The following is a 14712-nucleotide window of genomic DNA, read 5'->3' as shown; positions in this document are numbered from 1 at the left end:
CTCACGTTTTTTAACATTATTTGTTTGGATTAACTCAGTATGCGAAACGCTGAGTAATACCGCAAACTAAACAATGTCTTAATCACTCCTGTTCCAATTTAGTATCAAGCGCCTCAAACCTGAGACTTTAATTCGACACCATGTTATGTCTATCGGTAGTTGCGAAAGTCTTTACCTGTCTGTTTCTCATCATGTAAGAATTACCCATTAAAATTATTTTTCTTTTCTCAGTGATTAAGAATTATATTTGTCGTAACTCCTACAACACGTTACAACACTCTCATGACGACAAACAAAGCTAATGCTAACCAGGTAAACGAAAAATCACTGCAGTTGTTAATGCAAGTTGCAGTTAGTCCGTTCCCAGTTTCTGCGAAAACGCTAAGCGAGCAATTGAACGTTCCTTTAAGCAGCCTTTACCGACACTTAAAACTGCTTAAAGAGTGGAACTTGATCGAAGAAAGCGTTCACGACAAGACATTTGTCGTTGGTCCGGCGGCATTATTACTCATGCACAGCTATGAGACCGCGCAACATGGGCTCGACATGGTCGAAACCATACTGGCTAGGTTGGTACAACAAACCGGGGAAATGGCCGCTTATATGGTACCAGCGGGTTATCGTGCGCTATGTGTCAGACAGAAAGAAAGTATGCAGGCGCTGCGTTGCAGCTTCGTCCAGGGTCAAAGTCAACCTCTGCTGCGCGGTGCCTCATCTAAAGTGATGCTTGCTTTTATGCCTCAAAGTCGATGCGAGAAAATCTTGAGATATTTTAATCAAGATCACCGACGTGACGAGTGGGAAAAAGAGCTCACAACCATCCGTAAACACGGATATGCCGTCAGTACTTCTGAGATTGACCCTGGTGTGTCAGGTATTAGCGCACCGGTAATGAAAGGAAGCAAACTGATTGGCGCAGTCTCGGTAATGGCTCCGGCCCACCGAGTCGAAAAGGATAAGCAGCGCATTATTTTACATGTACTGCAAGCGGCAAGGGCACTACCACCAGAAAGGTAATTCATCATGTTAAGCTTTTTCAAACGCTATAAACTCCATCACACAGTGAAACAGCCGCAGCATTACCCTTTTTCTTTTATGACAGTGTGTGAGTATTTGCCTCCTATGTCGAAGGGTGCGTTTGAATTAGCTGATCAAAGTTTGGAAAATGCTAGCGATTGGCTATACCAACAGCATGATCATGAAACCGCTGAAAACTTTGGTCACTTCAACCACGACAAGCTGGAAAATGGCGAGTTTCAGGAAGCATTAAGCCTTTCGCTTTCTCGCCACTCAATTCCTGTTTTAGTAACTAACTGTACCGAGGCAATCTTGTCCATGTTACCTGTGGTCGTGTCCTATCGAGACGAAGTGGGTGTGGTAAATATTGGACATGACATGAACTTGAAACCAACACTTGAACCACGTTTAGGCTCGGCATTTCATTTTGCTCTTTCTCGCTATCAAAACGTGCGATTATTTTTTGCTGGTGTTAGCGAACAAGATACAAAGCAAGAAACGTGGGAATACGCGGAGGATCAAGGTTGTGACTGGGTAACCGATAAAGAGTTTTCTTTTCGTCATCGCAATAATGTTAAGCAACAGATCGGCAATTACCTAGACCACTGCGACCAAATAATCATTAGTATCGACCTTGGATCTCTAAAAACCAAAAACAGCCTTGATGGCGCGTCAGAAATTGATATCCAAATGGTTCTACGCACGATTAGGCAATGTTTGGTTGCAGGTAAAGTGCGAGCAATTCAGCTCGTTGGCGATCGAGATTGTCTGGTGTATTCGAGACAAACGAAAGCCATACTCGAAGAGTTATATCAGATGGCCCCACTCATCGTTCACGCTGCCTAGCGTTATAAACATTCAGAATCAGGATCGCGTCCTTCCTGATTCTGAACCAACATGCTTACTTATTATCCTTAACTAACAAATAGTTACACATATAAATCGACACACATCACACTTACCTCTTGAACTAACCTGACACTTACGTTGTAATAAGGCCGCTAAACTTTGGTATGACATACGAAATAAAAAATAACCAAAGTTCAATAACTAAGCGGCTTCAAAACAAAAAGTACCGCAGCTATTCCAATTTCAGTGAGCATTTGCTCACGCTCGCTTGATGCCATCTTGTTCCACTCATTAGGACATTTGATGATGCGTCTTTGCAGTATTTTCACTGCGGTTCTTTTTTTACCGCTAACCTCACACGCCACCACTTATGACTTAGCAGATATCAAGTCAAACACTAATGTTGCCTTTTGTAAAAACGGAACCATTCATGTAACGGGTTCTACTTACGATTGCACTACAAATATTGTTCTCCCGAAAGGCGATCAAATTATAAATAGTAGTCAAAGCTCATCGTCTTTAACCGCTCATGGTTCCATAACACTCCGTGGGCAGAATGTCATAGGCTCAAAGGAAAGCCCTATAAACATCAAAGCTAAAGGAACTTGGTTAAAAATTAATGGTAATAGCTACGTACTAGGTAATGTCTCTGCTTTAGGTTCTATAAAAATAACTGATAGTGAAATCGAAGGAGATATAGAAACCAATGGTGTTGGTGGAAATGGCCGTTCTGTCGAGTTTTACGGAGAGCACAACGTCCTTAATGGCAACATCATTGCTCAAAGTGACGTGTACATCGAATCTGGTATGTTCTGCGGTGATATCAAATCAAAAGGAACAAAAGTAGAAATTAATCAACTGGAATCGTCGCTTTCTAATACACCAATAGTTGTGGGCAACATTAATGCTCTATCGGGGATAAATCTTAATAATACGACAGTTTTTGGTTCTTTGACATCTCAGGGACATACTGTAGATACAGGTTTTGGCACGACCAAAATATATGCGAATAAGCAAGCTATTTCGGCAATGCATTTTTCAATTAATAACTCCAATACTTCTATTTGTGGTAGTGTGACAGCCACCCTAGAATCAAGTTCAAATTTCAACCACTATTGTGGCATTGATGAACCCAATTGTAGTTACGCAAATCAAACACCAACAACTTGCCCTATTCCTTCTTATATCCCTGAATGTAAAATTACGCCTCCATCAGAGAACGACTTCGACCTCAGCGTCACACCATCGGACGACATGGCACTGATGTGCGGCGACGATCTTCCGCAATTTACAGCAATGACAACCAATAATGGAGAAGTTGTAAGCGCAGAAGTCAGTGCAGCCCTATCACACCCTGACTTGTTCACTTTAGAGGTGATCAAAGGTCAGCAGACATTAAAAGCAAACCAATTTATGTCTGACGACAATGGTGAGCTCGTTGTTCGAATGGTCCCGAACGATATTGATACCATCGCGTTAGGTACTAACTACACGCTGACTTTCACTATGGCAGAAGACACCAGCAAGCATCAAACGGTTAGCTTTATGTTTACGCCATTTATGTTTGAGGCCTACTCAAAGACGAAAAGCGCCACTTTAAATGAAATACGCGTTATTGCAGGTAAACCAGAAAACGTGCATACGCGATTGCTTGCTTGTGCTTCCACCGGCGAACCTGTAGTCGCAAGCAACTACAATGGTACTCCTAAGGTTTTTCATCCATTGGTTCAACCATTAGGAGGAAGTGAAGGAAACTTTAGCTATTCAGCGGAATTTAAAGACGGCTTGTCTGAACATGGTCTTGTCACGAACGAGTCCGGCATATTTGAAGTGACATTGTCCGATCATTTTGAATGTGAGGGATTTGAAGAGTGCCCTGAAGAAGGCAAAGTGGAAGTGAAAGGGACATTTAATGTGCACTCGCGACCATGGACATTCGCTATCTGTGACAACCAACGTGCTTTGCCTTCTGGCACCTCTGAACAAGGAGATGGGTTTATTGCCGCCGGAGAACTTTTCTCTCTAACAGTGAAGCCGATCATTTGGCAAACTGACGGCTCTGTAAGTGGTTCTGTTGAATCAGCACGTTATTGTGATGCCTCTATCACCCGTAATTTTATGCTTGATGACGCTCCAGCAGCATCGGTTGCCTTGTCGAGTGAGCAACATACGCCATCAGAGACAGCGAACCAAACCTCAAAATTGCTAAAAAGTAGTGACTCACTGGCTCAGGCGCATAATTCAGCCAAGAATGATCAATTCGTCTTTAATGGATTATATTGGGAAGAAGTCGGGAGCTTGAGAGTAAAAGCAAACCTAGAAAGTAAATATCTAGGTATGACTGTTAACGAAAGCTATCGTTACATCGGTCGTTTTTACCCAAAATATTTTCAAGTGCAAGACCAAGAATGGCACTACCCACATGGCCAAACTTTTGCTTACATGAATCAACCTTTTGAGAAAGTCACTTACGATGTTGTCGCACTCAATGCGAATAAGGAAAACGTGAAGAACTACGTCCACTTTTCATCTAACCTTCAACAACATTTCGACTTAGGCGAGCTAAGCTCATACTCCGATCGGTTTTTGCCGCCTAAGCCTAAGAAGGTAGACTGGAAACTACTGGGTAGCGCGAGTGTTGGAACGTTTGTGATCGAGAAGCCCTCGACCAATGCGACTTGTAACAATAGCCCATGTTGGAAAAAGAACACGACAGATAAACAATACCCTGATGGCCCATTTAATAAAGGGACTAACAGTGACAGCAGCCAAATAGGTTTAGTCACGACTAAAGCCGTTGATGAGGTAAACTTCTTCGACGATAGCGAAGTGCTCACAAAACAACCAGACATTCGATTCGGTCGTTTGAACTTTCAAGATGTAGGTGGCAACCAAGGCATGGTGATCAAAGTGCCACTTGATGTGGAAATTTGGCAAAACGGTCGATTTACGACTAACTTCGATGACAGCTCAACAACGGCGAGTGGTGAATATTACTTCAGCACGCCAATTTGGTCTCATGCGCTAGCAAACAACGCCCTGCTTTCTGGCGTTGGAACGATGAGTATTGGCAGAATGACCGATATCGTTGCAAGCCAAATTGACTCAGCACGCGAGCAAATACAATTCCACCTGGATTTAGACGGCTCAGGTAATCGCATCCCTTGGCTGAAATACGATTGGGATAACACGACAAGTGAAGAGGAAAATCCACCTGTTACAGTTACGTTTGGTGTTCACCGAGGAAACGATCGCATTATTTATCGTGGTGAGCCAAATATGCTTGGCCTAAATTAACGCGAAACGACAAAACAAAAAAAGCCCCTATATTGAGGGGCTCTTTTCATCTAAAACGGATGTAATTTACTTTGCGCCACGACGCGCTTTCAGGCGCTTCACCATAGCAAGACGACGCTCTGCCGACCCTTGGTCTGTTGCCGACTGGTTCGGGTTATTACGACGACCTTGACGATTCTTAAACGCTGGTTTTGAGTGCAGCTTTTCAATGTAAGATTCACGCTGTTTTGGTTCATAGCCTGCAAGCTCAATACGGCGAATTCGCTGCTGGATTAGATTTTCAACCTGAACAACCGTGAGCTCTTCATCTCGGTTTACAAATGAAACGGCATGACCTTGTTTACCTGCACGGCCTGTACGACCAATTCGGTGAACGTAATCTTCCGCTAGGAAAGGCATGTCATAGTTCACAACGTGAGGTAAATCTTCAATATCTAGACCTCGAGCAGCGACATCGGTAGCCACCATGACACGTGCTTTACCGGACTTGAACTCTTCTAACGCACGACGACGAGCACTTTGAGCACGGTCACCATGACAAACCACCGCTTTGATACCATCAAGTTTCAGCTCTTTTACTACTTCGTTTGCGGTCTCTTTGTAGTTCACAAATACCAACACTTGTTTCCAGTTCTTACGACCAATCAGCTCCGAAAGCAGTTCCGTTTTTCGCTCTTGATCAACTGGATATAACACGTGAGCAACTGTCTGTGCTGTCGTATTCGCTCGCTCAACTTCAATACGCTTAGGCTTACGCAGGATATCTTTTGCTAACAGATTTAGTTGGCTCGAAGTCGTTGCTGAAAACATCATAATTTGCGGATCAGTATCCACATCTAGCATGATCTTACGTACTGCGTGAATAAAGCCCATGTCCAAGATACGGTCTGCTTCATCAAACACTAAAAACTCTAAGTGTGCGACCGAGACATTACCTTGTTCAATGTGCTCTTCCAATCGACCTGGTGTAGCCACTAGGATATCTACACCGTTTTCTAATGCCGTTACTTGAGAAGACATTTTACGGCCACCGAAAATCGCAGCCACCGACAGGTTCGTGTACTTCGTGTAAGCTTTGATGTTGTCAGCAATTTGTTCAGCAAGCTCACGAGTTGGAGCCAAGATAAGTGCGCGAGCAGTCTTACGAGAAGCGCTACGGTTACTGTCTAGCAACTGCTGAATCATAGGCAGAGAAAACGCAGCCGTTTTACCAGTACCTGTTTGTGCTGTAGCGAAAATATCATGGCCTTTGCGAGCCATTGGAATCGCCTTCTGTTGAATTGGCGTTAACTTTTCATAACCGCATTCTGCCAGTGCTTTAACCACTTCTGGCGCAAAACCTTGAGATGAAAATGACATTGAGCGTATTCCTTAAACAAACCACTAAAAATAGCTTTAAAAATTTAGCCGTGCACTATACCCGAATTTGAGTGATTTATCTCACTTTTCTCATTGAAATCCTACAAAAGAAAAAACGGTGAGCACAGATATATTAGTGGTTCACCGTTTTCGTTTAACCTTTGCGCGATTTAATGTTTGATGCCAGATAACTGAAGGAGAATTCGCTCAAGCTCATCCCATGGCAACAGCTGAGAATCTATCACTTCTAATCGTGATTCAAAGCCTTCTAAGCTGATTTCATTCACCGACACGACTCGGTTGGCAACATTAAACGCGTAACAACCTTGATCCGTATTGACCACTGCTTTAACACGCTCTGCGGTCAAGTCCGAAAGCATAGAGAAAAGCTTTTCAAAATCAAACTTATACTCTGCCCCAAACAACCACCCACAACTAAAATAACCCTGCCCTTTGTTCTCTTTGCGCACAAAGGCTTCACCAGGCGCCAATTGGAATTGAGGCTCTTGATGAGCGTGGTCATGATGATGTGACTCGATATGGGAAGAAGCGCTGCCGTAAACCCGCTCAATATCCAAGACTTCTATCGGCAACTCACCGTCATGAATAAGCTTACTGAATACTTTTGAAGGGGATTGGTCCGTCACCCAGTCATTAAACACATCAAGGTCGTGGCTGGAACATAGGTCAACCTTACTACCAATAACCACATCTGCACTGTCTAACTGGTCCACGAAGTTTTGGTTAGAAAGATACTTTTCATCACTTAAGTTACGCGGATCAACCAAGGCAATCGTCGCTTTAAGATCAACGTAAGGTTCATACTGCTGTGAGGTAAGCGTCGCGATAACCTGTTTTGGATGACCAAGGCCTGTCGGCTCAATCAATAAACGGTCCGGTTTTTGACGCAATAATGCGGTGATACCTACCGACATCGGCACACCCGCAGTGCAGCACATACAACCACCCGGCACTTCTTTAATCAGCGCGCCTTGGTCGGTCATCAATGCACCGTCGATGCCAATCTCACCAAATTCATTGACCAAAACCGCCCAGTTTTCTTTTTCCGGTTTGTTCTTCAGTAGATTTAAAATCGTGGTCGTTTTACCGACACCCAAAAATCCGGTCAGTATGTTGGTTGGTACTCGATTTGACATGCTTATCTCCGACACGTTAGTGCATTAATGCTCCAGCAAAGTATACGGAGAATGTGACTCGCTTCAACGCTTTTTATCGCACGCATCAAGCTCATTGCGTGATGCGTTGGAACACATTTTTCGAGCTTGTTTGGGTTGACTTATCAACTCTGAACGCTTCATATCAGACAGGTATCTACTGGTATAAATAACGCAAGTAAAAAACGCGATAATAGCGACTACGATGGGAAGAACTCCGAGCGTGTTTTCGAATTTAAGCGCAGCAATAGCCAACGCGAAAACAACGACAGAGATAAGTGCGATTGACTTACTTTTGTTGCTTTTCATAATAACTCGCCTTTCGTAAAGTTAGCCCCTAACACCTCCTGTACTAGAGGAATGCCAGTTTGAACAACATCCAACCTGACTATTCAATGCTACTCCTTTCGCTACTTGTGAAATTTGACAAAGCTAACATTTACTACAACATCAAACGACGAGCTTATTATTATCTTTCATATACTTACTGGATTTTAAAACACTTACTAGCAAATCGACCCGCCGCTGACCAATATGTCGTTTTCATTGGCAATACAAACTTGCGCCACCAGCCTTAGCCCTTCGACTATCATCTCCAGAGACATAGAAGGCTGACTGCCATCTGCTGCTTGTTCTGGCAATAATGGAATATGAACAAACCCGTGACGAATCGGATTGTCTTTCAAGTAATGTTGGATGCCATAAAAAAGGTGGTTACATACAAATGTTCCAGCACTGTTGGAAATCTGGCTAGGTATACCCTGCGTTTGCAATGTTTGCACAACACGCTTTATCGGTAGTGTCGAGAAGTAAGCATCAGGACCATCAGCCACCACGGGTTCATCAATCGGTTGATGACCAGCGTTATCTGGAATACGAAAATCATCGACATTGATTGCGACACGCTCTGGGGTTATCGCGCTACGCCCGGCCGCTTGCCCTACAGTAATCACACAGTCTGGCTGGTGCGCTTCTATTGCTTCAATAACGACTTTCACCGAGTCATATCGAACTACGGGGACTGGGCAAGTAACTATCACACCTCCTTTTATGGCCGCGGCCTCTAATTGCTTGACCGCTTCTAAGGCGGGGTTAATGGCGTCACCACCAAAAGGTTCAAAACCGGTAATCAGGACTTTCTTCATAACAGCCTTTAGGAAAAGAGTTTCACAAATTATTGCACTCCCCTTCACCCCATCCAATAGCAAAAGTATTGATGAGATAAACCAGACAACATTATGTGACTCATGTCTAACCAGAGAGTGTTTTCTGCCTCATTGAATCTAGGCAAGTTCCGGACTATCGAGACTAACTTATTGATGATTAGTGGCAGGGCAAGGTTCTCTCATTACATGACGCACGTAGAAGCTTGGTTTCCACGCTTAACTTAGGTAGAGTACGCGACCGCAATGCAATTCGAAGAGATTGAATACAATGAATATTGATAACCATGTAATCGAAACGATTGAAGAGTTAGAGGCATTTCTGCATTTAGTAGAAAGCGGCGCTCTGGGTCTTGAAGGTGTCACTGGCGTTGCGCTAGCCACCTCTAATACCGATGGCCGTCCATTTGTTGCCGTATTAGGAGAAAAGCACCAATTGCTCCTCGGTCGCTGGGTTTCGCAGCACGTATATGACAATGGTAAAGACATCGTTCGTAACGGCCCAACCAGAAAACACTAAGCGCTCGACGCCACCTATAACATCACGCCGTCTTATACACCAAGCGTATGCTTTGAAAGCAATGCGCTTGGTGTACTCAAAAAATAAAAAAGAAAAGGCTAGCCTTTATTAATTTTGTCGGTATACTGCACATCAGCTCTTACGGAAAGAGCTATTAATGTAATTAAAGATCAAAGTTTCTCTCAGTTCCACATCGAATTCCTCGTTTACGTTCCTGCGACAAAATAGTTATCTCTAAAATCATATAGTAGCACTTGATATTAGCTAAAAATTCAATATTTAAAACAATCAAATATAGAGGTATCTATGTCTAATAAATTAACTGGTTCAGTAAAATGGTTCAACGAAACTAAAGGTTTTGGTTTTATTTCTCAAGACAATGGCGGTGATGACGTATTCGTTCACTTCCGTTCTATTGTTTCTGAAGGCTTCAAAACTCTTACTGAGGGCCAAAAAGTATCGTTCGTTGTTGAACAAGGTAACAAAGGTTTACAAGCAGCTGAAGTAACTGCACTGTAATTCTTTGTGTGGCATCAATGTTGTTGGTGCCACAATCCCCTTCCACTTATTACTGCCCTTACTATTCTCTATCTAAGTTTATATACCCAAATCACTTACCTCTCCCACACCATCATTAATCACTTTCAATAAAGTCACTTTGGTATACATCTTTAGGTAATCACACCGCCTACCTTGCAATTCCAGTTTGGAACTAAATTAATCTCATTCATATCTGAATCACTTCGCCTCATGCTTTGCTCATAAAAATAAAGTTTATAAAATAAAAGCGATTGGCGAATATAAGAGAAAAAATGAAATTAAATATATCTGCTCAATCAATAAATTCTAATAATTACGAGCACATTATCCCTAGCTGAGAGATTGAGTTTGCACTGAAATGCCATTACATGAAGCCATTTATCGGACAACACTTTATAGGGACAGCGTCTGGATTCACACACTTCGGAGCATTTGTTGAGTTAGAGGAAAACCGAATCGAAGGTCTCATTCCTTTATCAAGTTTCCAAAATGGTGAGTTCGAATTTGATGCAGTCAAACAAAAAATTTCTAGCCAGAGCACCACGTTTACTTTAGGGACTAAAGTGCACGTATTGGTTAAAAACGTCGATTCGAAACAAAGAAAGATCATGTTCAATTTAAAAGATGCAGAACACACGGTAGGTTAGTCTGTTTTAGGTTACTTTCTAATCCATTAATCAAAAATAAAAAATAAGCTTTTAATACCGCAATTAACTTGTGACATTTCGCTGACATCGACTCATTCTAAAACCCTAATATCTGACAAAGGAAACGAATCTAATTTTTGTTTCCAGACACCATCGCAGAGTGTATTTCCAGCACTCTGTTTGCCTCGAGAGGTTCTTATGACAGCCTAGGATCTCTCGAGGCTTTTTTGCACCTATTCAAACCACCTGATTCTACATCACAACTATTATCCCCTACACAAGCTGTACTTTTTAACTAGTGCACTAGATCGCGAACTCTGATTTAAGCAACTGATCACACAACCACTTCTAAATTTTGGGTATAAAAGTATCAATACTTTCGCTAACTAGGATGTAAATAATGAAAAACTCGTTTGATCTCACTATGCCCAACGAAGAAGGATACTTTGGTGAATACGGTGGTAGTTTTGTTCCACCTGAGCTTGAACAAATCATGCATGACATCAACGCAGCTTATGAGGAATGCAGCAAAGATCCTGAATTTAAAGCGGAACTCGCTCGCCTGTATAAGCACTTTGTTGGACGACCTAGCCCAATCTTCCATGCGGAAAACTTGTCTAAAAAATACGGAGCAGACATCTACCTAAAGCGCGAAGACTTAAACCATACAGGCGCACATAAAATTAACCACTGCTTAGGGGAAGCCATTCTCGCTAAAAAGATGGGTAAGAAGAAACTAATTGCAGAAACTGGCGCAGGGCAACACGGTGTTGCGCTTGCTACAGCCGCGGCATTGGTTGGCTTGAAATGCGATATTTACATGGGTGAAGTTGATATCGCCAAAGAACATCCGAATGTCGTCCGCATGAGAATCCTTGGTGCTAATGTCATTCCTGCCACTCATGGGCGCAAAACCCTCAAAGAAGCGGTAGATTCTGCATTCGAAGCTTATCTGAAAGATCCTGATACACAACTTTATGCGATAGGCTCTGTCGTTGGCCCTCACCCATTCCCTAAAATGGTGAGAGATTTCCAATCAATTATCGGTAACGAAGCACGAGTTCAATTCAAAGAAATGACCGGCAAGTTACCCAATAATCTCGTCGCATGCGTTGGAGGTGGTTCTAACGCGATGGGGCTATTTACTGCTTTCTTAGAGGATGAACAAGTCGCCATTCACGGCGTTGAACCTGCGGGCCGCTCTTTGCAAAAGGTTGGCGAGCATGCTGCAACACTCACACTCGGTGAGCCAGGTATCATGCACGGATTTAAGTCTTACATGCTTAAAGATGCGCAAGGCGAACCTCAGGAAGTGTACTCTGTAGCAAGTGGCTTGGATTACCCATCGGTTGGACCTCAGCATAGTTACTTAAAAGACATTGGCCGTGTCAATTACGGCTCAATCAGTGATGACGAAGCGATTGATGCCTTCTTTGAGCTGTCTCGTGAAGAGGGAATAATCCCTGCTATTGAATCCTCACACGCTGTCGCTTACGCAATTAAACTCGCACAGCAAGGAGAAACCGGCTCGATTTTGATCAACTTATCAGGCCGTGGTGACAAAGACATTGATTTTGTCGTTGAACACTACGGCGCAAAATACGGCATTGAATCACTCATATAGCCTAACTCCGTAGCCTAACCCTACATGCAAAAAGCTACCTGGTACTAGGTAGCTTTTTGTTTTTGTCTACTATTTTAAGAAGCAAGTCCCTTTACTCACTGCTCTCACTATACCTTTAGAGCATAATTCGATTAACCGATAAGAGCTGGAATGCCTGGAAGCTGACCAACAATAGCAAGGGAGCCTGCACATACGATAAACGCAGTGCCAGGAATCAGATATTTATCTTTGCGCGATAGTTCGTTAGCACGCTCATGGTCGCCGATAAGCCCGAGGTTATCCAACAGCATCGTGATTGCCCAACCGAAGACTGGATTAACGAATGCACAGGCAAAAATACAGATACCTGCACTGAGTGAATCTTTATGCTTATGGATCATCTGCATACCCGCTTCAAGGAGTGGTAAGAATACACCCACAATCAAAGCAACGCGCAGAACAGGTTCCCACATTGCTAGATCCATTGGGTAGCCAATTACCGCCGCCGCAATACACATGAAACCCGTCAACAGAGCGCCACCTGGAATAGGACGCTTGGCAATTGCGGCAGGAATCATGTACGTTCCCCAAGAAGAAGCTAGGTTTCCGCCCCCTAAGAGTGAACCAACCCCCTGACGAACAGATGCTCCGACCATCGTGTCGTCGACATCCATGAGTACACCTTTCGCTTCTTTTGGGTAGTTAAGTTCTTGAAACACACGATGGCCGAGATAATCAGGGGACCACATAGCGACTGCCAGTAGAGCAAATGGAGTCACGGCAATAAAGTGCTCTAGGGTTGGCCAGCCTAGCTGCCAGCCTGTATCTTCCCCCCACCAGTAGAATGGACTGAAATTAGGTAGGCCCGGTTCTGTGGTAAAAGCAAACTCAGCGCCCATCAAATAAGCAACAATACCCGCGAGTGCAGAGCACAATGGGATAGCGAGCCAACGTTTATTGATCTTGGCTAAGTAAGCGTAAACCATAACGGTTAGGCCTATGACCACAAACGAAATGTAACCTTGGTCCGTACTTGCAGCCCACGCTTCCGTCTTATTAATTTGCCCGAGCAACCCAACGGCACCAAGGTAGATCAACAACCCTCCTCGAACCCCGATACCAGTAAGAGTCATGAGTTTAGAGCCACCTTTGGTTAAGGCGAGAATTAACCCAAAAACACACACCATCAAACCTAGCGCGAGAGGGTGCCCTCCTGCAGCTGCAATCATAGGAATCAGCGGTATCATTGGGCCATGGGTTCCCGCTAAGTTTGCATTCGGGTTTAGGATGGCAGAAAACAGTATGACGAACAGGGCTCCAGCGATAAGTAATTCGTAACGCACGTTTTCTGCAATGAATTCCGGAGATAAACCAAACTGAGCAGCAAAAGCGGAAACCATGGCAGTGACCATAACCACTTTACCAATGGTTGCTGCTAATGCCGGTACCCAGTCTTCGATTTCAATACTGTAATCACGTGAAGGCAAATGAATTCCCCAGCGACGGAAACTCATGACGGTTAAATCATGATTTAGAAAGTCTTCTCGGCTTTCAAATTCATGCGGTTTTTTGCGCACATCCCTGTAAAAAGTCTTACTTTTGTCAGACATTGAGTCATCCTTTTATGTTTCAACGTTGAACTACGTCAACTAGAGTTTCGCTTGGTAGACAGGCCTTCGACCAATACGAGACAACACCCACATCAAACTTCTAGGCCATACTAAGAAAGCGGCATGAACCAATTTTGATTTTGAGCTTATTAAGCATGTGTTGCTATGGGTAGGAATATTAGACATTAGTAAAAGAACAACAAAAATCTCACTTATTACACAATAATTTAACATCGAGCTGGGACGCTTGAACTTTTAAGAGTCATTTTTGAGCAGAGAGCCAAGTAGAGCGGCCAATTCCGATTTATACTTTCAAGGTAGAGAGCACTGTGCTCGCATCCATCGCAAAGTAACTATAGATATCTCTACATTGTATACTTTGTTAAACTCCGCCCTTTAATGAGTAAGGCCCTTAAAAATGATGACTGACGAAGAGAGAATCGAGCTGCAACAGAACAATCCACTGCACGGATTAAAGCTAGAGACTATGTTGCAAGAGTTAGTGGATTTTTACGGCTGGGACATTCTAGATACAGCAATGCGTTTTAATTGCTTTAACACTAAGCCTTCGATTGCAAGTAGCGTGAAGTATTTAAAGAAAACCGAATGGGCGAGAGAAAAATTAGAAAACTTTTACCTTTATCGCTTTAAGCGCATGCCACGCGCGAGCGAAGAAGAATACAACTTACCACCAAGAGCTCGTACCTTCCCTCATGGCCTTGAACCTAAAGAGCCAATGCCGCTAACCGTTGACTCTATTCTTAAGTCACAAGCCAAAGCAGCGTCTGCATTTAAAAAGCGTTCACCTCGCGGACGCCCTGCTCGTCGCCAATAACACTATCTTGAAAAGCAATAGAGCCCTACTGGTAGCTCCAGCAGGGCTCTATTGTTCTTTAAAGGAATGGCTAGAAGCGAAGACTCAAGCTAGTGAG

Annotated in this window: 12 protein-coding genes and 1 pseudogene; 8 read left to right on the top strand and 5 right to left on the bottom strand. The window is 43.4% G+C overall.

What is annotated here, in order from left to right:
* Positions 1 to 282 precede the first annotated feature (282 nt).
* The 3 genes from R8N28_RS01235 (at position 283) to R8N28_RS01225 (ending at position 5163) form a co-directional block, all read left to right on the top strand.
* Positions 283 to 1017 carry an IclR family transcriptional regulator gene (locus tag R8N28_RS01235; protein WP_005386192.1) on the top strand — a complete coding sequence of 245 codons (735 nt, stop codon included), beginning with the start codon at positions 283 to 285 and terminating at the stop codon, positions 1015 to 1017.
* Between the two features lie 6 nt (positions 1018 to 1023).
* A complete protein-coding gene (locus R8N28_RS01230; RefSeq protein WP_025768977.1) occupies positions 1024 to 1863 on the top strand; it encodes an arginase family protein in 840 nt (279 codons plus the stop codon).
* 309 nt (positions 1864 to 2172) lie between these two features.
* Entirely contained in the window at positions 2173 to 5163 is a 2991-nt protein-coding gene (locus R8N28_RS01225; protein ID WP_065275630.1) for a DUF6701 domain-containing protein, read from the top strand.
* A gap of 66 nt (positions 5164 to 5229) precedes the next feature.
* Here R8N28_RS01225 and R8N28_RS01220 read toward each other — a convergent pair whose 3' ends face one another.
* The 4 genes from R8N28_RS01220 to pcp all read right to left on the bottom strand — a co-directional run bounded on the left by R8N28_RS01220 (position 5230) and on the right by pcp (position 8842).
* Positions 5230 to 6522: a DEAD/DEAH box helicase gene (locus R8N28_RS01220; RefSeq protein ID WP_005375652.1), complete on the bottom strand. Its 1293-nt coding sequence runs from the start codon at positions 6520 to 6522 to the stop codon at positions 5230 to 5232.
* A gap of 170 nt (positions 6523 to 6692) precedes the next feature.
* Positions 6693 to 7679 (bottom strand): CobW family GTP-binding protein, encoded by a 987-nt coding sequence (locus R8N28_RS01215; RefSeq protein WP_017821090.1) that lies wholly within the window; start codon positions 7677 to 7679, stop codon positions 6693 to 6695.
* 63 nt (positions 7680 to 7742) lie between these two features.
* Positions 7743 to 8006 (bottom strand): hypothetical protein, encoded by a 264-nt coding sequence (locus R8N28_RS01210; RefSeq protein ID WP_005375648.1) that lies wholly within the window; start codon positions 8004 to 8006, stop codon positions 7743 to 7745.
* 197 nt (positions 8007 to 8203) lie between these two features.
* On the bottom strand, positions 8204 to 8842 hold the full coding sequence (gene pcp / locus R8N28_RS01205; protein WP_017821091.1) for a pyroglutamyl-peptidase I: 639 nt from the start codon (positions 8840 to 8842) through the stop codon (positions 8204 to 8206).
* A 289-nt stretch (positions 8843 to 9131) separates the two neighbouring features.
* On the opposite strand from pcp, the gene R8N28_RS01200 reads away from it, so the two are divergent.
* The 4 genes and pseudogenes from R8N28_RS01200 to trpB all read left to right on the top strand — a co-directional run bounded on the left by R8N28_RS01200 (position 9132) and on the right by trpB (position 12191).
* Positions 9132 to 9380, top strand: coding sequence for a hypothetical protein (locus R8N28_RS01200; protein ID WP_005375646.1), 249 nt, complete (start codon positions 9132 to 9134; stop codon positions 9378 to 9380).
* 306 nt (positions 9381 to 9686) lie between these two features.
* On the top strand, positions 9687 to 9899 hold the full coding sequence (locus R8N28_RS01195; protein WP_005375644.1) for a cold-shock protein: 213 nt from the start codon (positions 9687 to 9689) through the stop codon (positions 9897 to 9899).
* 359 nt (positions 9900 to 10258) lie between these two features.
* Positions 10259 to 10567 (top strand): annotated as a pseudogene (locus R8N28_RS01190) (S1 RNA-binding domain-containing protein); the annotation flags it as partial.
* 400 nt (positions 10568 to 10967) lie between these two features.
* On the top strand, positions 10968 to 12191 hold the full coding sequence (gene trpB / locus R8N28_RS01185) for a tryptophan synthase subunit beta (protein WP_005375643.1): 1224 nt from the start codon (positions 10968 to 10970) through the stop codon (positions 12189 to 12191).
* A 131-nt stretch (positions 12192 to 12322) separates the two neighbouring features.
* On the opposite strand, the gene R8N28_RS01180 is transcribed toward trpB, so the two are convergent.
* Positions 12323 to 13780, bottom strand: a complete 1458-nt coding sequence (locus R8N28_RS01180; protein ID WP_053303744.1) for a DUF3360 domain-containing protein — start codon at positions 13778 to 13780, stop codon at positions 12323 to 12325.
* Between the two features lie 418 nt (positions 13781 to 14198).
* Between R8N28_RS01180 and R8N28_RS01175 the strand changes: the two genes are divergently transcribed.
* A complete protein-coding gene (locus tag R8N28_RS01175; RefSeq protein WP_005375544.1) occupies positions 14199 to 14615 on the top strand; it encodes a VF530 family DNA-binding protein in 417 nt (138 codons plus the stop codon).
* Positions 14616 to 14712: the final 97 nt, after the last annotated feature.

It is taken from the genome of Vibrio sp. Vb1554, from assembly GCF_033344235.1.
This window is presented reverse-complemented; position numbering and strand designations above follow the sequence as displayed.

Excerpts from the sequence above, each read along its gene's own strand:
- R8N28_RS01220 (WP_005375652.1), bottom strand. The coding sequence starts at position 6,522 with ATGTCATTTTCATCTCAAGGTTTTGCGCCAGAAGTGGTTAAAGCACTG.
- R8N28_RS01230 (WP_025768977.1), top strand. The coding sequence starts at position 1,024 with ATGTTAAGCTTTTTCAAACGCTATAAACTCCATCACACAGTGAAACAG.
- trpB (WP_005375643.1), top strand. The coding sequence starts at position 10,968 with ATGAAAAACTCGTTTGATCTCACTATGCCCAACGAAGAAGGATACTTT.
- R8N28_RS01195 (WP_005375644.1), top strand. The coding sequence starts at position 9,687 with ATGTCTAATAAATTAACTGGTTCAGTAAAATGGTTCAACGAAACTAAA.
- R8N28_RS01210 (WP_005375648.1), bottom strand. The coding sequence starts at position 8,006 with ATGAAAAGCAACAAAAGTAAGTCAATCGCACTTATCTCTGTCGTTGTT.
- R8N28_RS01235 (WP_005386192.1), top strand. The coding sequence starts at position 283 with ATGACGACAAACAAAGCTAATGCTAACCAGGTAAACGAAAAATCACTG.
- R8N28_RS01200 (WP_005375646.1), top strand. The coding sequence starts at position 9,132 with ATGAATATTGATAACCATGTAATCGAAACGATTGAAGAGTTAGAGGCA.
- R8N28_RS01215 (WP_017821090.1), bottom strand. The coding sequence starts at position 7,679 with ATGTCAAATCGAGTACCAACCAACATACTGACCGGATTTTTGGGTGTC.
- pcp (WP_017821091.1), bottom strand. The coding sequence starts at position 8,842 with ATGAAGAAAGTCCTGATTACCGGTTTTGAACCTTTTGGTGGTGACGCC.
- R8N28_RS01225 (WP_065275630.1), top strand. The coding sequence starts at position 2,173 with ATGCGTCTTTGCAGTATTTTCACTGCGGTTCTTTTTTTACCGCTAACC.
- R8N28_RS01175 (WP_005375544.1), top strand. The coding sequence starts at position 14,199 with ATGATGACTGACGAAGAGAGAATCGAGCTGCAACAGAACAATCCACTG.
- R8N28_RS01180 (WP_053303744.1), bottom strand. The coding sequence starts at position 13,780 with ATGTCTGACAAAAGTAAGACTTTTTACAGGGATGTGCGCAAAAAACCG.